General features: G+C 69.6%; 15 protein-coding genes and 1 riboswitch. Of the genes, 11 read left to right on the top strand and 4 right to left on the bottom strand.

What is annotated here, in order from left to right; genetic code table 11:
• Positions 1–6 precede the first annotated feature (6 nt).
• A complete protein-coding gene (locus U5771_RS08085; RefSeq protein ID WP_322023483.1) occupies positions 7–258 on the top strand; it encodes a formate dehydrogenase subunit delta in 252 nt (83 codons plus the stop codon).
• 7 nt (positions 259–265) lie between these two features.
• Here the strand turns inward: U5771_RS08085 and U5771_RS08080 are convergent, their stop codons facing one another.
• On the bottom strand, positions 266–1,930 hold the full coding sequence (locus U5771_RS08080) for an FAD-dependent monooxygenase (protein ID WP_322023482.1): 1,665 nt from the start codon (positions 1,928–1,930) through the stop codon (positions 266–268).
• Between the two features lie 130 nt (positions 1,931–2,060).
• On the opposite strand from U5771_RS08080, the gene U5771_RS08075 reads away from it, so the two are divergent.
• Entirely contained in the window at positions 2,061–3,899 is a 1,839-nt protein-coding gene (locus U5771_RS08075; protein ID WP_415859393.1) for a tetratricopeptide repeat protein, read from the top strand.
• Between the two features lie 76 nt (positions 3,900–3,975).
• Here U5771_RS08075 and U5771_RS08070 read toward each other — a convergent pair whose 3' ends face one another.
• On the bottom strand, positions 3,976–5,271 hold the full coding sequence (locus U5771_RS08070; RefSeq protein WP_322023480.1) for an MFS transporter: 1,296 nt from the start codon (positions 5,269–5,271) through the stop codon (positions 3,976–3,978).
• 288 nt (positions 5,272–5,559) lie between these two features.
• Here U5771_RS08070 and U5771_RS08065 point away from each other — a divergent pair, with 288 nt between their 5' ends.
• The gene (locus U5771_RS08065; RefSeq protein ID WP_322023479.1) at positions 5,560–6,579 is read left to right on the top strand and encodes a hypothetical protein; all 1,020 of its coding nucleotides are present in this window, start codon (positions 5,560–5,562) and stop codon (positions 6,577–6,579) included.
• Positions 6,580–6,658: 79 nt separating this feature from the next.
• Here U5771_RS08065 and U5771_RS08060 read toward each other — a convergent pair whose 3' ends face one another.
• Positions 6,659–7,357: a DUF2968 domain-containing protein gene (locus U5771_RS08060; protein WP_322023478.1), complete on the bottom strand. Its 699-nt coding sequence runs from the start codon at positions 7,355–7,357 to the stop codon at positions 6,659–6,661.
• 114 nt (positions 7,358–7,471) lie between these two features.
• On the bottom strand, positions 7,472–8,659 hold the full coding sequence (locus tag U5771_RS08055; RefSeq protein WP_322023477.1) for a type 1 glutamine amidotransferase: 1,188 nt from the start codon (positions 8,657–8,659) through the stop codon (positions 7,472–7,474).
• A 281-nt stretch (positions 8,660–8,940) separates the two neighbouring features.
• Here U5771_RS08055 and U5771_RS08050 point away from each other — a divergent pair, with 281 nt between their 5' ends.
• The 8 genes from U5771_RS08050 to U5771_RS08015 all read left to right on the top strand — a co-directional run bounded on the left by U5771_RS08050 (position 8,941) and on the right by U5771_RS08015 (position 16,929).
• Entirely contained in the window at positions 8,941–9,621 is a 681-nt protein-coding gene (locus U5771_RS08050; protein ID WP_322023476.1) for a GntR family transcriptional regulator, read from the top strand.
• 7 nt (positions 9,622–9,628) lie between these two features.
• Positions 9,629–11,005 carry an amidase gene (locus U5771_RS08045; RefSeq protein ID WP_322023475.1) on the top strand — a complete coding sequence of 459 codons (1,377 nt, stop codon included), beginning with the start codon at positions 9,629–9,631 and terminating at the stop codon, positions 11,003–11,005.
• Between the two features lie 149 nt (positions 11,006–11,154).
• A complete protein-coding gene (locus U5771_RS08040; protein WP_322023474.1) occupies positions 11,155–11,667 on the top strand; it encodes a disulfide bond formation protein B in 513 nt (170 codons plus the stop codon).
• Between the two features lie 597 nt (positions 11,668–12,264).
• Positions 12,265–13,269 (top strand): xanthine dehydrogenase accessory protein XdhC, encoded by a 1,005-nt coding sequence (gene xdhC, locus U5771_RS08035; protein ID WP_322023473.1) that lies wholly within the window; start codon positions 12,265–12,267, stop codon positions 13,267–13,269.
• An 18-nt stretch (positions 13,270–13,287) separates the two neighbouring features.
• On the top strand, positions 13,288–14,313 hold the full coding sequence (locus tag U5771_RS08030) for an adenosine deaminase (RefSeq protein ID WP_322023472.1): 1,026 nt from the start codon (positions 13,288–13,290) through the stop codon (positions 14,311–14,313).
• 27 nt (positions 14,314–14,340) lie between these two features.
• Positions 14,341–14,736, top strand: a complete 396-nt coding sequence (locus U5771_RS08025) for a hypothetical protein (RefSeq protein ID WP_322023471.1) — start codon at positions 14,341–14,343, stop codon at positions 14,734–14,736.
• Positions 14,733–16,049 carry a guanine deaminase gene (guaD, locus tag U5771_RS08020; protein WP_322023470.1) on the top strand — a complete coding sequence of 439 codons (1,317 nt, stop codon included), beginning with the start codon at positions 14,733–14,735 and terminating at the stop codon, positions 16,047–16,049. The genes U5771_RS08025 and guaD overlap by 4 nt, the downstream gene beginning before the upstream one ends.
• A gap of 91 nt (positions 16,050–16,140) precedes the next feature.
• Positions 16,141–16,278: riboswitch (yybP-ykoY riboswitch) on the top strand.
• Between the two features lie 78 nt (positions 16,279–16,356).
• Positions 16,357–16,929: a TMEM165/GDT1 family protein gene (locus U5771_RS08015; RefSeq protein WP_322023469.1), complete on the top strand. Its 573-nt coding sequence runs from the start codon at positions 16,357–16,359 to the stop codon at positions 16,927–16,929.
• Positions 16,930–16,979 lie beyond the last annotated feature (50 nt).

Genomic DNA, 16,979 nt, shown 5'->3' with positions numbered 1-16,979 from the left:
GACGCGATGGACAACGGACACCTGATCGACATGGCCAACCAGATCGGCGCATTCTTCGAATCGATGCCCGATCGCGAAGAAGCGCTGACCGGAATCGCCGAGCATATCCGGCGCTTCTGGGAACCGCGGATGCGGCGTGCATTTCTCGCCGCGCTCGACGATCCGTCGAGCGCGGCCGGACAACGCGCGGCGCCGATCGTGCGCGCCGCGATCGCCGCGCACCGCGCGTCGCTCGTGCCGGCCGCGGCCTCCGCCTGAGCGCCCGCTACGCGGGCAGCGACATGCCCGCGAACCAGCTTTCGCAGTGGCGCAGCAGCGCGTTCGCGTCGGTAGCGGTACGGCCGCGCGCCGCGATATAGCCATCGGGCCGCAGCAGGTAGAACGACGGCCGCGAGCGGCCGTATGCCTGCGCCAGCCCTTCCGCGCCGTCGCTTTCGGCATCGGCGACGCGCCACGTGCGCACCGCGCCCGGCATGATCCGCTCCAGCCCGTGCGCGAGCGCCTGCGCATCCGCGGGCATCGGCGGCACGTCGCTGGTTTCACCAGCGTCGGCACTCGTCGGCTCCTCGAGCAGCAGCAGCGTGAAGCTCGCGGGATCGTGCAGGTCGTATAGCCTCGCGGTGCCGGGCGCCCGGCCGAGCGGTCCGTCGACCACGTGCACGAGCGCGTCGGGCGCACGCTCGCCGGCGCGCGGCCCGCCGTCGAGCACGCGTTCGAGCGTGAGCGGGCTCTTCCTGTATTGCAGGCCGAGCTCGCTGACGGTGAGGCGCACCGCGTCACGCACCGGCCCGAACGACGCCAGCAGCGGCACGACATGATCGCGCAGCAGCTTCATCGCGCCGTGGTCGGCTTCGACGATCTGCGTGACGAGGCCGGTCTGCCGCAATACGTCCCGCTCGATCGGGTGGCGCTCCGCGTGATAAGTGTCGAGCAGCCGCTCCGGCGTGCCCGCGCCAAGCACGCGCGCGAGCTTCCAGCCGAGATTGAACGCTTCCTGGATACCCGTGTTCATGCCCTGCGCACCCGCCGGGCTGTGAACGTGCGCGGCGTCGCCCGCGAAGAACACGCGCCCGTGACGCAGCCGGTCGACCATCCGGCTATTCAAGCGGAAATACGCCGACCACGCGAGATCGCTCGGCGCGATCGATGCACCGACGCGCGCACGCACGATCGCCTCGCATTCCTCGAGCGTCGGGGTCGGGAGCGTCAGTCCGTCCGGCGATGCGTCGCCGCCGGGCGGCCGGTCGGCGACGAGCCGGTAGCGGCCGCCGCCCATCGGAAACAGCCCCGCGATGCCGTCGGGCGTCGAGAACAGATGGATCTCCTCGTCCGGCCAGTCGGGTATCGCCGCGAAATCGGCGAGCAGGAAGGTCTGCTCGAACGCATGCCCGGCGAAGCCCAGGCCAAGCAGATGGCGCACCGTGCTGTGTGCGCCGTCGGCGGCGATCAGGTACGACGGCGCGAACGCGTGCTCACGACCGTCGGCATCGCGGATCGTCACGTCGAGCGACGTACCGCCCGCGCCGCACGCGGTCAACGTGACGCCGCGTTCGACCGTCACGCCGAACCCGGCCAGGTGCTCGGCAAGCAGCCGCTCGGTGATGCTCTGGTCGAGAAACAGCAGATACGGATAGCGCGTTTGCAGCGGATCGAAATCGAGCCGCGCGATCACGCGGCCATCCGCATGCAGCTCGGCCGCATGGGCGCGATGACCCAGCGCGAGAAACGATTCGACCGCGCGATGCTGCTCCAGCAATTCGAGCGTGCGCGCCTGGATGCCGATCGCGCGCGAATACGGCGCGGGCGCGGCAAGCCGGTCGATGATGCGCACCGGCACGCGGGCACGCGCGAGACTCATCGCAGCGGCAAGGCCGGTCGGGCCTGCGCCGACGATCAGCACCGGCGGGATATCGAGCAGTGTGTCAGCCATGAGAACCTCGATGACACGCGATTGTGCAAGTCTACGCCGCTCCGCGTGACGGGGCCATATGCCGACCGGCCGATCTGGGGCACCCGCGCGCAGTGTGGGAAAATACGCGCTTTCCGTCAGTTTTCGCGTCATGGATTCCGCATTCGACCGAGCGTATGCCGCGCACCGCGCGGGCCGCCTCGCCGAGGCCGAGCACGGCTATCGCGCCGCCCTCGCCACCAATCCCGCCGACGCCGACGCGCTGCATCTGTTCGGCGTGCTGCGGCATCAGCAGGGCCAGCATGCCGAGGCGGCCGATCTCGTCGGGCGTGCGGTCGACCTGCGCCCGAACGATGCCGCGCTGCAGCTCAATCTCGGCAACGCGCTGAAGGCGCTCGGCCGGCTCGACGAAGCGATCGACCGCTTTCGCAACGCGCTGACGCTCGCGCCCGAATTTCCGCTCGCGCACTACAACCTCGGCAACGCGTATGCGGCGCTGCAGCGCCACGAGGATGCCGTCGACGCGTTCGGCCGCGCACTTCGGCTCACGCCGGACGACGCATCGATCCACAACAACCTCGGCAACGCGCTGAATGCGCTCGGCCGTCACGACGACGCGCTCGCTGCATTCCATCGCGCCCTCGAGCTGCGGCCCGGGCATGCCGGCGCGCACAACAATCTCGCGATGGCGCTGAACGCGATGGGCCGGGCCGACGACGCGATCGCGCACTTCCAGGCCGCGATCGCCGCACAGCCGCACTTCGTCGCCGCGCATTTCAATCTCGGCAACACGTTCGAGGCCGTCGGCCGTCACGGCGAAGCCGCCGCCGCGTTCGAAGCCGCGCTCGCGCTGCACCCGCCGTTCCCGCTCGCCCTCTTCGGGCTCGCGAACGCGCTGTGCGCGCAGGCACGCCAGCGCGACGCGCTGCCCTACTACGAACGCGCGGTCGGTCTCGATCCTTCGTTCAGTCTCGCGTGGCTGAACCTCGGCAACGCGCATCACGCACTCGGTGCGCACGAGATGGCGCTGCGCGCGTTCGACCAGGCGCTGCGCGTCGCCCCCGACCTGAAACTCGCGCAACTGCACCGCGCCGTCACGCTGCTGACGCTCGGCGACTTCACCCGCGGCCTGCCCGCGTACGAAACGCGCCACGACACGCCGGGCGCGACGCCCCTCGGCACGCTGCCGCGCTGGCAAGGCGAGCCGATCGCGTCGCGCACGCTGCTGATCCGCGCGGAACAGGGCTTCGGCGACACGCTGCAGTTCGTCCGCTTCGTGCCGCTCGCCCGTGCGCGCTGCGCACGCGTCGTGCTCGAAGTGCAGCCGGAACTCGTCGCGCTGCTCGCGCCGGCCGCGGCGCGCTGGCGCGTGACGCTCGTCGCGCGGGGCGCCACGAAACCGCCGGCGGCAGACGTCGCGTGCACGCTGATGAGCCTGCCGTTCCTGCTCGGCCTGCAGCCGGCCGACATCGTCACGGGCACGCGCTATCTCGACGCACCGGACAGCGCGCATCGGCGCTTTCGCGGCTCGCTGGGCGGCCAGTCGAAGCGCAAGTTCGGTCTCGCATGGACAGGACGCCGGCAGGCGCAGGAAAACCGCTCGATGCCGTTCGACGCGCTCGCGCCGCTGCTCGCGCTGCCGGACATCGACTGGGTCGTGCTGCAACCGGCGCTCGACGACGACGAACGGGCGCGCGTCGACGCGCATCCGCGCGTGCATCGTCTCGACGGGCGGCTGAACGACTTCGCCGACACGGCCGCGCTGATCGAACGGCTCGACGGCGTCGTGACGATCGATACGGCGGTCGCGCACCTCGCGGGCGCACTCGGCAAGCCGCTGTGGATCATGCTGCCGTTCGCACCCGACTGGCGCTGGTTCACCGGCGACGACTGTCCGTGGTATCCGCACGCGAGGCTCGCCCGCCAGTCCGCACCGGGACAATGGCTCGACGTGGTGGCAGCGGTTGCCGGCGCGCTACGCGACGCCTGAATACCCGAACGCGGACAAAAAAGGGAGCGCGACGCGCTCCCTTTCTTTCATTCGACGTGATGCGATGCAGGCGAGGTCAGGCTGCCTTGTACTGGTTGCGCGCTTCGGACGTGCGATACAGCACGAGCGTCGCGATCAGCCCGCAAATCGCGGCGACGCTGAGCCACAGCCCCGGTGCCGCCTTGTTGCCGGTCTGGTGGATCAGCAACGTCGAGATCGCCGGCGTGAAACCGCCGATCGTCGTCGCGAGGCTGTACGCGAGCGAGAAGCCGGCCGTGCGCACGTCGGCCGGCATCACTTCGGTCAGCGCGACGACCATCGCGCCGTTGTACGAACCGTACAGGAACGACAGCCACAGCTCGACCGCCAGCAGCCGCAGGAACGACGGATCCGCCACGAGCCACAGCACGGCCGGATAGGCCGACAGCAGCGTGAGCACCGTGAACGTGATCAGCACCGGACGGCGGCCGATGCGATCCGACAGCGCGCCGGACAGCGGCAGCCAGACGAGATTGGACAGACCGACGCAGACGGTCACGACGAGTGCGTCGAGCGACGACAGGTGCAGCACTTCCTTGCCGAACGTCGGCGTGTAGGCGGTGATCATGTAGAACGACACCGTCGTCATGATCACCATTCCCATGCCGGCGATCACGACGCCCCAGTTCTCGAGCATCGAACGCATGATCTCGCCCATCGTCGGACGGTGACGCTTCGCGAGGAATTCGTCAGTTTCCTTCAGCGAACGGCGGATCAGGAACAGGAACGGGACGATCAGGCAACCGATCAGGAACGGAATGCGCCAGCCCCACGCGGTCATGTCCTCGGCCGGCAGCGCGCGGTTCAACAGCACGCCGACGAACGCGGCGAACACGACCGCCACCTGCTGGCTGCCCGATTGCCACGACGTATAGAACCCCTTGTGGCCCTTCGTCGCGATCTCCGACAGGTAGACCGACACGCCGCCGAGCTCGACGCCCGCGGAAAAGCCCTGCAGCAACCGGCCAAGCAGCACGAGCACCGGCGCGAGCACGCCGATCGTCGCGTAGCCCGGTATCGAGGCCACCGTCAGCGTGCCGAGCGCCATCAGCCCGAGGGTCAGGATCAGCCCCTTGCGGCGGCCGTGATGGTCGATGTACGCGCCGAGCACGATCGCGCCGACCGGGCGCATCAGGAAGCCCGCGCCGAACACCGACAGCGACAGCATCAGCGACGCGAACGCGTTGCCGCTCGGGAAGTAGGTTTTCGCGATGGCCGACGCGTAATACCCGTAGACCATGAAGTCGTACATTTCCAGGAAGTTGCCGCTGACGACCCGGAACACGGTACGGACTTTCGATTCCTGCGCGACGGCATATGTTGCTGTGGACATGTGGCTCTCTCGGCGCGGATGGCGCGACAGCCGCGCCGTGTGGATCCGACGACGCATGCGGCGCCGGGCCGGCGCGCACGAACATCGCTGCCAGCCGGCGGCACGTCGCGCAACGCTGCGCACGCCGGCATGGTCGGCAGATGATGCCACGCGAAGCCGACAATTGCCTTGTGGCGAGCCTGCGGTTGGCGACTCGGGATTCGGCTCGTACGAATCGTCTCGAAAGGCACGCAAAAATCAGATCGATCTGATCGACTGGTCGTCGTCGACCGACCAAAATGAAAGAATTTGCGACGCTACCGCGCCGCGGTCGGCACGATTGCCCGTGTCGCACGGCGTACCGCCCTCATGATCCCATCGCCTCTTGTTTCCGTCGAAGGCTCGCTCGCCCGCCCTCGTGCCGCCCCGCTCGACGGCGTGCCGCCGTTCGGTCGCGAGTGGACGTTTCGCGGCACAACCGGCACCCGGCCCGGCAAGCGCTGTCTTGCCACGCTGACGACCTCATGCATCGACGTCGATGCACCGCATCGCCTGTGTCACTGGCAACCGCAGGCCGCCGCGCGACCGTCGTCAGTCGACGTATCGGTCGTTGCGGCCATTCCGGCCAGCGCCACCGGTCAGCATATCGAGCGAGCATCCGGTCGCGCGCGTGATCGGCGTGCCATGCATGCCGCGTGCTGGAGCATCGGTGCACTCGGCATCATCGGCTGGCTGATCGCCGTGCACGAACCGCTCCCGGATTTCGTGCCTGCGCCCGCGATGCAGGCCGCCGGCGTCGTGCCGGAGCACGCCACGCGGTCCATGAATGCCGTGCGAGTCGCCGCGATCGAGCCCGCCACGTCAACCGTCGCAACGGCGCCGTCCATCGCGGCGCGCCCCAGTGCGACACCGTCCGCATCGCGGCCTGTCACACGCGATGCCACGCCCGAGCCGGCGTCGCGACGCCTCGACACGACACCGGACGTCCAGCGCATCGCCGACGCGGCGCCGCCGTCGCCGCATCGGCCGGACGGCAGGCGCACAACCGCGGCACACGTGCGCGCGTCCTCGGCACCGCGGTTCGCAGCCCGCCCGACAATCGCGCACCACGCGTCGCGCACGGCCGCACCCGATCACGTCGGTTCGCCCGTGCATCCAGCCGCGCCATCCGATCCGCTCGACGATCCGCTCACGCTGATCGCGATGGCGAATGCATTGCACGCCGATCGCCCGGCACGGGCGGCCGATGCGCCCGCCGCCAGCTTCGACTGGACAGCGCAACTGTCCCACCGCCGCCTGACCGACGTACCGGACGCACTCCCCCGCTGACACGCGCCCAATAAAAAACCCGGCGAAGCAGGCTTCGCCGGGTTTTCGTTCGTCCGTCGGCCCATCGGACCGACCGTCGTCACTTGCGCGCGGGCAACCCCGTTTCGGCCTGCCGCTCGAGTTGCCGTACCTGCTCCTGCAGTTCGCGCAACTGCACCTGCGCCGCCCGCTTCTCGACCTGCAGCGCCTGCGTCTGCTCCTGCGCCGACTTCTGCCGCTGCGCGACCTCGGCCTGCTGGCTGCGCGCGACGCTCAGATCGGCCTGCAGTTGCTGCGCGCGATTCGCCTGCAGCGCGATCACGCGTTCGAGGAACGCCTTCTGCGCCTGCAGTTCGGTGCGGCGGATTTCGACGTCCGCGAGCTGCACCGTCTGCTGGACGAAGTTCGCGTACAGCATCTCCGCGCGGCTCTTCTCCTGCGACTTGATTACGCGCCACAGATGCTTGTCCTGAAACAGCGCGACGTAATACGTCATCTCGCGCGGATCGAACATCAGGCTTGCGCCATAGCTGCCGTTGTAGGTGGTGCGCATCTCGACGATTCGCCCGTCGTGCAGCATCTGCGTGAGTTCGGCGACGTTGCCTTGCGCGGTGGCTTCCGTGGCGGATGCCGCGGACGCCGACGCCGCGGCATCGCCGCTCAGGCTCGTCACCGCGGGGCGCGTGCCCGCGACCGGCGCGGTCGCGTCGGCGGACCACGCCGCGCCCGCGTGCGCGCAGGCGGCCAGTGCAACGATCCACGTTGCGCATCGTGCAGGGGAAAAATCTCGGAAGGCCAACGTCAGACTCCGGCGAACGAATCGGGAGTCGCGATTATCGTTCAAAACGAAACGGCCGCATCTCGAATTTAACGGGATGCGGCCGGCCTTCCTGCGGGGCAATACAAGGGCTGGTTACAGGCGGGTTTCGCGCGCCGCGCGCAGAAATGCATCGAGCAGCGGCGTGCAGTCGAGCAACTCGGCGCCGCCCGCGCGATGAAACTCCGGGTGCCATTGCACGCCGACGACGAACGGCGCGCGCCGGTAGCGAATGCCTTCGATGATCCCGTCGCCGGCCGACACGGCCTCGATGTTCAGATCGCGGCCGAGATCGCGGATCGCCTGATGGTGGATCGAGTTCACGACCGCTTCGCTGCGCCCGGGGAACATGCTCGCGAGCGTCGACGAGTCCGGGAAGCGGATCGCGTGGCGATGCTGGTCGTAATGCTCGCTCACGTGCGCATTCGCGGTCGGCACGTCGGTCGCGATGTCCTGGTACAGCGACCCGCCGAACGCGACGTTGATCAGCTGGCAGCCGCGGCACACGCCGAGCACCGGCTTGCCGGACTCGACGAACTCGTGAAACAGCTCGAGCTCGTACATGTCGCGCACGCGGTCGCCCGGCCATTCGGGGCGCGCATCCGACGCCGCGTAGGTTTGCGGCGACACGTCGGCGCCGCCTTGCAGCAGCAGGCCGTCGAGATGCTTCGCGTAGTCGCGCAGGCGGATGTTGCTCGGATGCAGCATGCCCTGGTGACCGACGGTCGGGATCATGAACACGAGCACGTCGCGCGACATCACCCAGTGCGCGATCGATTCCTCGAGATACTGCAGCGTCTTGCCGCGCAGCCCCTTCGCGCCCGGCTCCGGATGGAAGATCCGCGCCGACACGCCGATGCGCAGCGTGCGCTGCGTGATCCGCTGGCCGGCGCGGTCGAACAGCCGGCGTGCGCGCGCAGCGATGATCCGGCCGAACACCGACCACGGCGTGTCGCTGTTTTTCAGGTAAGCCGGCGGCGCGTTCTGTGCGCTCGCGGGCGGCGGCCGCGGCGTATCGAAATCGGGCTGCGCGCCGAAGCCGGGCGGCGCCGCACCGGGTTTCGGCGCCGCTGCACTGCCTGCGGCGGCGGCGCCCGTGGCACCCGGAGCGCCAGGCTCGGACGCCGCGGTGACCGGCGACGCGCCGTCCGCCGCGACGATCTGCGCAGCGGCAGCCTGCATGGCGGGCGCCTCCGGCGTGTGCGCCGGAACGGAACGGGGGGAATCGGTTGAAGCGGAAGATGTGCCGGGCAGACCGGCCGGGGAAGGCGTGTTTTCGCTCATGACGATGGTCTGGTACGTCGCTCGCGCGTATTGGATTGACGAGGATTCATTATGCTTCAGTGCACGATCGCGCGGTAAACCTGCAACATCCTGTCGAAATTGTTGCAAGTCGTCGCATCCCCCGCCAGGCGCGCCACCGGCCCCCATTTGGCGGTATCGAACGTCGTCCGGGCGAACTGGACATCTGTGATATATCACAATAATATTCACGAATCGCCCCCCGCTGCCCGATCGCCCGTGCCCATGATCGCGCCCTGCCCGCCCATCGCGCCGCCGCCCGCATGAACGCCCTGACCGACGCCCTCCACGACCGGCCCGCCGCATCGGCGGTCAGCCTCGCCGACCGCGCGTACGCGCTGATCCAGCGCGACATCATCACGATGCGGCTGAAGCCGGGCGCCGCGCTCAACGAAGCCGACCTCGTCGCCCGCACCGGCATCGGCCGCACGCCCGTCCATCAGGCCGTCCACCGGCTGGTGCTCGAAGGGCTGCTGTCCGTGATGCCGCGCAAGGGGCTGATGGTGCAGCCGCTGTCGCTCGACGACATCGTCGCGGTGATCGACGTGCGCCGCATCAACGAAGCGCATTGCGTCGAACTCGCCGCCCGCCACGCGACGCCCGACGATCTCGCGCACATGGCCGCGCTGCTCGACGACGGGCAGGCCTGCGTCGACACGCACGACGTCGAGGGCATGATGGAGCTCGACCGCGCGTTTCATCAGGCGATCGCCGCGGCGGCACGCAACACGGTGCTCGCGGAGATCCTGCGCGCGCTGCACGAACGCTCGCTGCGCTTCTGGTTCGTCACGCTGTCCGAGCCGCACCACCTGTCCGACGTCCAGCGCGAACACCGCGAACTGTTCGAGCGGCTGTCCGCGCGCGACGCCGCCGGCGCGCACGCGGCCGTCGAACGCCATATCGATTCGTTTCGCGCCACCCTTGTCCAACATCTTCGCCCCTGAGCCGCTCATGACCACTTTCACGCCCTTCCCCCCGCTCGCCCAGCTCGCCGCCGACCTCGCCGCCGGCCGGACCACGAGCCGCGCGCTCGTCGACGTCGCGCTCGAACGGATCGCCGATCCGTCCGGCCAGGGTGCCGCCGTCTTCACCGAAGTCGACGCCGACAACGCGCGCGCGGCCGCCGACGCGCACGATCGCCTGCGTGCCGCAGGCACCGTGCTGTCGCCGCTCGCGGGCATCCCCGTGTCGGTGAAGGATCTGTTCGACGTCGCGGGCCAGGTGACGCGCGCCGGTTCGCGCGTGCTCGACGGCGCGCCGCCGGCCAAGACCGACGCAGTCGCCGTCGCGCGGCTCAAGCGCGCGGGCGCGGTGCTGGTCGGCCGCACCAACATGAGCGAGTTCGCGTTCTCCGGGCTCGGGCTGAATCCGCACTTCGGCAATCCGCGCTCGCCGTACCACCGCGACGTGCCGGGCGATGCACGGATTGCCGGCGGCTCGTCGTCCGGCGCGGCCGCGTCCGTCGCCGACGGGATGGCGGCCGTCGCGCTCGGCACCGACACCGGCGGTTCGATCCGGATTCCGGCCGCGCTGTGCGGGCTCACGGGCTTCAAGCCGACCGCGAGCCGGATCCCGACGCAAGGCGGCGTGCCGCTGTCGACCACGCTCGACTCGTTCGGCCCGATCGGCCAGACGGTTGCCTGCTGCGCACTCGTCGACCGGATGCTTGCGGGCCTCGAGCCGCACGTGCCGGCCGCGCGGCCGCTCGAAGGCGTGCGGCTCGGCGTGCTGACCAACTATGTGACGGACGGCGTCGATGCCGACGTCGCCGCCGCGCTCGACGCCTCGCTGAAGCACCTCGAAGCCGCCGGCGCGATCGTCACGGAAGTGCGCTTTTCCGCGCTCGACCGGCTGCCGGACATCAACCGCTTCGGCTTCTCGCCGATCGAGGCGTACGCATGGCATCGCCCGCTGCTCGCGCAGCACCGCGACCAATACGACCCGCGCGTGCTGTCGCGCATCCTGAAGGGCGAGCCGGCGAGCGCGGCCGACTATCTCGACCTGGTCGCCGCCCGCCAGGCGCTGCTGGACGAAGCGGCGCACACGGTCTGGTCGCGCTTCGACGCGCTCGTCGCGCCGACGGTGCCCGTCGTGCCGCCGCGCATCGCCGAACTCGAAGCGGACGACGCCGCATTCACGCGCACCAATGCGCTGATCCTGCGCAACCCGAGCGCCTTCAACTTCCTCGACGCCTGCGCCTTGTCGCTGCCGTGCCATCCGCGCGACGCGGCACCGGTCGGCCTGATGCTCGCGGCCGCGCCGCATCGCGACGACGCGCTGCTCGCGATCGGCCAGGCAGTCGAGGCCGTGCTGAACACGATCCGGTGACCGCACGCTCGGCATGACGGCGGGGTAATGGACCGGACCAAGGTGCTGCGGCGGGGTGCCGCACGCGCGCTGTCAGTTTCGTGCCAGATCGTTCGCGCTAAAATCGCGCGATTGTTTATCTGACCGACCAACGACAGGAATCCCCCCACATGAACGACACCACGCTCGCACTCCGCCGTGAACGCCGCCTGCTGATGCTGCTCGGCTGGGTGTGCATCGCCCTGCTGGCCGGCGCGCTGTACCTGCAGTACGTGAAGAACGAAGATCCGTGCCCGCTGTGCATCATCCAGCGCTACTTCTTCGCGGCGATCGGGATCTTCGCGTTCCTGGCGGCCGGGATGCGCAACTGGCGCGGCATCTGGGTGCTCGAACTGCTGATCGCGATCGCCGCGGCCGGCGGCGTCGGCACCGCCGCGCGGCACCTGTCGATCCAGATGAATCCGGGCTTCAGCTGCGGCTTCGACACGCTGCAGCCGATCGTCGACAGCCTGCCGCCCGCCCAGTGGTTCCCGGGCATGTTCAAGGTGGCCGGCCTGTGCGAGACGGTCTACCCGCCGATCTTCGGCATCCTGCTGCCCGGCTGGGCGCTGATCGGCTTCGCCGTGATCCTGATTGCCGTCGCCTCGAGCCTGTGGCGCCATCGCCGCAAGCTGGCAGGCTGACCGGCCGCGCGGTCGAGGCCGCGTAGCCGCCTCGACCGGCTCGTCCGACTCCGCAGGCGAAGCCCCGGTGCGGCCGCACCCTGCCGGCCGCGCGTAAACACCTACTTCCGCCGCCGCCCGGATTTCCGGGCAAACGGGCATCGCGCGACATCCGCGCGCAGGCCCCGCCACGCATGCGTTTCGGCCCGATGCCCGCGCAGCGGCGCCCCGATCCCGCGCGGCGGGCCTATGATCGACATGATCGCTGTCTGATAGCCCGGATCACCGCCCGACAATGTTTCCGTCGCGTTGCGGTGCTATCTTCGCGACTGGATGGCGATCTACGTGCGCGAGGCCAGGCGGTCTCACCTCCTGCGTAACGCGCGCCCGATCCGCAATGTCGACTGGATTCATCATGACAACGCAAACCATCCGCATCCGTCACCCTCATGGCGTCCGCCTGTTCCGCGGCGTCGTTCGCGCGCGCCTTCAGCGCACCGCCACCGCACTGAACCCGTCGTGCGGCTGGCCCGCGTCGCCCCCGTCCGTCCTCGTTGCCGCCGCGTCCGCCAGCCCGCGCCGCGCGTCGTGCCGCGTCGTCCCGAACGGAGCGTGCTGATGGAAGCCTGGCTCGGCGAGCTGCAGCAACTGCTCGCGCATGGCGAAGCGGCCGTGCTCGTGACGGTCGCGCATACCGACGGTTCCGCGCCGCGCGAGGCCGGCACCAAGATGCTCGTCACGCGCGACACGGCCCGCCATACGATCGGCGGCGGTCATCTGGAATGGAAGGCGATCGAGATCGCGCGGCACCTGCTGAAGGACGGCGCGCACGTGCCCCACGCGCGCCGGCTCGAACGGCTCGCGCTCGGCCCGAGCCTGGGCCAGTGCTGCGGCGGCGCGGTCGTGCTCGCGTTCGAGCGGCTCGACGTCGGCGACCTCGGCTGGATCATGTCGCTCGCGAAGCGTGTCGCGGCCGGCGCCGCGACCGTGCGTAGCGTATCATTCGGCCCCTCGCCGGGCACGCCGCTGCTGAGCGAGCCCGAATCGCCCGCCGCGCGTGCCGATTGCCTGCTGTGGGAAACCGGCGGCGTGGCGCTGATGACCGAAACGATCGCGCCGTATGCGTTCCCCGTCGTGCTGTTCGGCGCCGGACACATCGGCACCGCGCTCGTGAAGGTGCTGGCGACGCTGCCGTGCCACGTGCGCTGGATCGACGGGCCCGACGCGGTGTTCCCGCCGGCCGAGGCGCTCGCCGGGATCGGCAATCTCGCGATCGACGCGGTTGCCAGCCTGCCCGATGCCGTCGACACGGCGCCGCCGCACGCGTACTTCGTCGTGATGACGCACGACCACGCACTCGATTTCGTGCTGGCCGAGCGCATCCTGCGGCGCGGCGACTATGCGTACTTCGGGATGACCGGCTCGCACACCAAGCGCGTGCAGTTCGATCATCGGCTGGCCGCGATCGGCATCGACCCGGCCCAGGTCGCGCGGATGCGCTGCCCGATCGGCGTCGAAGGCATCATCGACAAGGCACCCGAAGTGATCGCGATCTCGGTGGCCGCGCAGTTGCTGCAGGCCGTCGAGGCGAACGCGACCGCGCAGGCTTCCCCATCATTCTGACCGACCAAGAACAACGCCATGACCCCGACATTCAAGGACAAGATTGCCCGCGCTCCGAAAGCGGAGCTGCACATCCATATCGAAGGCTCGCTCGAGCCCGAACTGATTTTCGCGCTCGCGCAGCGCAACGGCGTGAAGCTCGCGTACGAATCGATTGAAGCACTGCGCGCCGCATACGCGTTCACCGACCTGCAGTCGTTCCTCGACATCTATTACGCCGGCGCGAGCGTGCTGCTGACCGAGCAGGATTTCTACGACATGACGGCCGCGTACTGCGAACGCGCGCTCGCCGACAACGTCGTCCACACCGAGCTGTTCTTCGACCCGCAGACGCACACCGAACGCGGCGTGCCGATCGAGACTGTGGTGGCCGGCATCGACCGCGCGCTCGCCGATGCCGAGCAGCGCGGGCTGTCGAGCAAGCTGATCCTGTGCTTCCTGCGCCACCTGTCCGAAGAGGACGCGCTCGCGACGTTCGATTCCGCGCTGCCGCTGTTCGAACGCTATCGCCATCGGCTGATCGGCGTCGGGCTCGACTCGTCCGAGCTCGGCCATCCGCCGACGAAGTTCGCGCGCGTGTTCGAGAAGGCGCGCGCGCTCGGGCTGAAGCTCGTCGCGCATGCCGGCGAGGAAGGCCCGCCCGCCTACATCTACGAAGCGCTCGACGTGCTGAAGGTCGACCGGATCGACCACGGCGTGCGCAGCATCGAGGATGCGGCGCTCGTCGAGCGCCTCGCGCGCACGCGCACGGCGCTGACCGTGTGCCCGCTGTCGAACCTGAAGCTGTGCGTGTTCGACGACATGGCAAAGCACACGCTGAAGGCGCTGCTCGATCGCGGCGTCGCGGTGACGATCAATTCCGACGATCCGGCCTATTTCGGCGGCTACGTCAACGACAACTACTTCGCGACGGTCGCCGGGCTGCAGCTGACGGACGCCGAAGTGCACGCGGTGATCCGCAACGGCTTCGAGGCGTCGTTCGTCGACGCCGCGCAGCGCGATGCGCTGATCGCGCGTCTCGATTCGTACTGGCAGGCCGCGTGACGGCCGGCATCGAGGTTCGCTAGACAGATGAAACACCGCAACGACATCCGCTTCGCGGCGACCGGCTCGGCCCAGTGCCGCGCCGGCCGCGTGCGTGCACCGCGCACGCACGCCGGCAGCGCGCCCGTCGCCCGCGTGGCGACGGCGTTGTGCGCCGCCGCGCGCCGAAGCCTGTCGTTGCGGCTCGTCATGCAGCTCGGCGCCGCGCCGGTCGCGATTGCGGTCGCAATCGCGGCACTGTCCGCCGGCAACCCGGTGATGGCGGCCGCCACGCTCGCGTGCGCGATCGCCATCCGCGGCGCCCCCGCCTTCGCGCGTCGCCGCATCGCGCAGGCGCGGACAGCGCACGCCATGCCGTCGCCCGCGCGGCACCGACCGTTTTCTTCTGTTCGCCTTACCTTGATGCAGGACCATTCGTCATGACGCAAACCGCATTCCGTTCCCAGCTGCTGACCTTCAACGGCGACCCGGCGCAGTCGAGCCAGGCCGCGAACCACGAGACCGACGGCCTCCTGATCGTCGACGACGGCAAGGTCGTCGCGGCCGGCCCGTATGCGCGGCTCGCCGCGACGCTCGCGCGCGACGCGATCGTCCACGACCTGCGCGACAAGCTGATCGTGCCCGGCTTCATCGACACGCACATCCACTATCCGCAGACGGACATGATCGCGTCGCCGGCCCCCGGCCTGCTGCCGTGGCTCGACAAGTACACGTTTCCGACCGAGCGCCAGTTCGGCGATCCGGAACATGCGCGCGAGGTCGCCGACTTCTTCGTCGACGAACTGCTCGCCTGCGGCACGACGAGCGCGCTCGTCTACTGCACCGTGCACAAGCAGTCGGCCGACGCGCTGTTCGCGGCGAGCGACGCGCGCGACCTGCGGATGATCGCGGGCAAGGTGCTGATGGACCGCAACTGCCCCGAGTTCCTGCGCGACACCGCGCAATCGGGCTATGACGACAGCGCCGAGCTGATCGGCCGCTGGCACGGCAAAGGCCGCCAGATGTATGCGCTCACGCCGCGCTTCGCGCCGACCTCCACCGAGGCGCAGCTCGAGGCGTGCAGCGAACTCGCGCGCCGCCATCCGGACGTGTTCGTGCAGAGCCACGTCGCCGAAAACGTCGATGAAGTGAAATGGGTCGCCGAGCTGTTCCCCGGCCACCGCAGCTATCTCGACATCTACGATCGCTACGGGCTGCTGCGTCCGCGCGCGGTGTACGGCCACTGCATCCACCTCGACGACGAGGATCGCCGCCGGATGGCCGAGACGCGCACCGTCGTCGCGCACTGCCCGACGTCGAACTTCTTCCTCGGCAGCGGGCTGTTCGACTTCGACAAGGCGGGCGAATACGACGTGCCCGTCACGCTCGCCACCGACGTCGGCGGCGGCACGTCGTTCTCGATGCTGCAGACGATGAACGAGGCGCACAAGGTCGCGCGGCTGTCGGGCCACCACCTGACCGCGACGCGGATGTTCTGGCTCGCGACGGCCGGCGCCGCGCAGGCGCTCGATCTGGCCGACACGGTCGGCACGCTCGCGCCGCGCACCGAAGCCGACTTCGTCGTGCTCGACCCGCAGGCCACGCCGCTGCTCGCGCGCCGCACCAAGCGCGCGGAGTCGCTCGAGGAACTGCTGTTCGCGTTCGCGCTGCTCGGCGACGACCGCGCCGTATACCGCACGTACGCGGCCGGCCGGCTCGTACACGAGCGCGGTGCCGCACGCCGCGCTGCCGCGTAACGCACGTACCCGAGCCCCACCCGGCTCCGGCACGCGCCGCAGCGCATGCCGGAGCCGCCGAATGCTAGCGCGGCACGCGTCGTGCTAGAATTCGCCGCTCATTGGGGAGTAGCCGCTCCGCTCGATGTCCCGCGCCCCCGGCGCGCATCGTGACGGAGGCGTCCGTCAACAGACTTGGCCGTTCGGCCATGGCGGGCGCAGCCACCAAGGCCTGGCGAGACCGATGGTTCACTGCGCGCCGCATCAGGGCCCGGCGCGCGGCGGATCGTCGCTCGCACGCACAACACCGGCCCGTGGAACCCCATACGTGTCCCAAGCCTTCCTGATCTCCACCGGCGCCGTCGCCCTCGCTGAAATCGGCGACAAGACCCAACTGCTGTCCCTCGTGCTGGCCGCGCGCTATCGCAAGCCCGTGCCGATCATTCTCGGCGTACTGGTCGCGACGCTCGTGAACCACGGCTTCGCCGGTGCGCTCGGCGAATGGCTCGGCGTGCTCGTCACGCCGTCGATCATGCGCTGGGCGCTCGCGTTCTCGTTCATCGCCATGGGGTTGTGGATCCTCGTGCCGGACAAGCTCGATGCGGACGAAGCCAATGCGAACCGCACGCGGCTCGGCGTGTTCGGCGCGACGCTCGTCGCGTTCTTCCTCGCGGAAATGGGCGACAAGACGCAGATCGCGACCGTCGCGCTCGCCGCGCGCTTCCAGGACTACATCGGCGTGGTGGCCGGCACGACCTTCGGGATGATGCTCGCGAACGTGCCCGCGATCCTGCTGGGCGACCGTTTCGCGCACCGCCTGCCGACCAAGCTGGTGCACGGCATCGCGGCCGTGCTGTTCGTCGTGCTGGGCGCGATGGCGCTGCTGGGCGTCGGGGTCTGACGCACGCAGGCAAGCGGCGCGGCCGGGCGGCCGCGCCGGTGTCGATACCG

The organism is Burkholderia sp. BCC1977, from assembly GCF_905339595.1.
Lineage (GTDB): Bacteria > Pseudomonadota > Gammaproteobacteria > Burkholderiales > Burkholderiaceae > Burkholderia.
This window is presented reverse-complemented; position numbering and strand designations above follow the sequence as displayed.

Bases quoted from the DNA above. Each gene is read 5' to 3' on its own strand.
- U5771_RS08085 (WP_322023483.1), top strand. From the start codon at position 7: ATGGACAACGGACACCTGATCGACATGGCCAACCAGATCGGCGCATTC.
- U5771_RS08080 (WP_322023482.1), bottom strand. From the start codon at position 1,930: ATGGCTGACACACTGCTCGATATCCCGCCGGTGCTGATCGTCGGCGCA.
- U5771_RS08075 (WP_415859393.1), top strand. From the start codon at position 2,061: ATGGATTCCGCATTCGACCGAGCGTATGCCGCGCACCGCGCGGGCCGC.
- U5771_RS08070 (WP_322023480.1), bottom strand. From the start codon at position 5,271: ATGTCCACAGCAACATATGCCGTCGCGCAGGAATCGAAAGTCCGTACC.
- U5771_RS08055 (WP_322023477.1), bottom strand. From the start codon at position 8,659: ATGAGCGAAAACACGCCTTCCCCGGCCGGTCTGCCCGGCACATCTTCC.
- U5771_RS08050 (WP_322023476.1), top strand. From the start codon at position 8,941: ATGAACGCCCTGACCGACGCCCTCCACGACCGGCCCGCCGCATCGGCG.
- U5771_RS08045 (WP_322023475.1), top strand. From the start codon at position 9,629: ATGACCACTTTCACGCCCTTCCCCCCGCTCGCCCAGCTCGCCGCCGAC.
- U5771_RS08040 (WP_322023474.1), top strand. From the start codon at position 11,155: ATGAACGACACCACGCTCGCACTCCGCCGTGAACGCCGCCTGCTGATG.
- xdhC (WP_322023473.1), top strand. From the start codon at position 12,265: ATGGAAGCCTGGCTCGGCGAGCTGCAGCAACTGCTCGCGCATGGCGAA.
- U5771_RS08030 (WP_322023472.1), top strand. From the start codon at position 13,288: ATGACCCCGACATTCAAGGACAAGATTGCCCGCGCTCCGAAAGCGGAG.
- U5771_RS08025 (WP_322023471.1), top strand. From the start codon at position 14,341: ATGAAACACCGCAACGACATCCGCTTCGCGGCGACCGGCTCGGCCCAG.
- guaD (WP_322023470.1), top strand. From the start codon at position 14,733: ATGACGCAAACCGCATTCCGTTCCCAGCTGCTGACCTTCAACGGCGAC.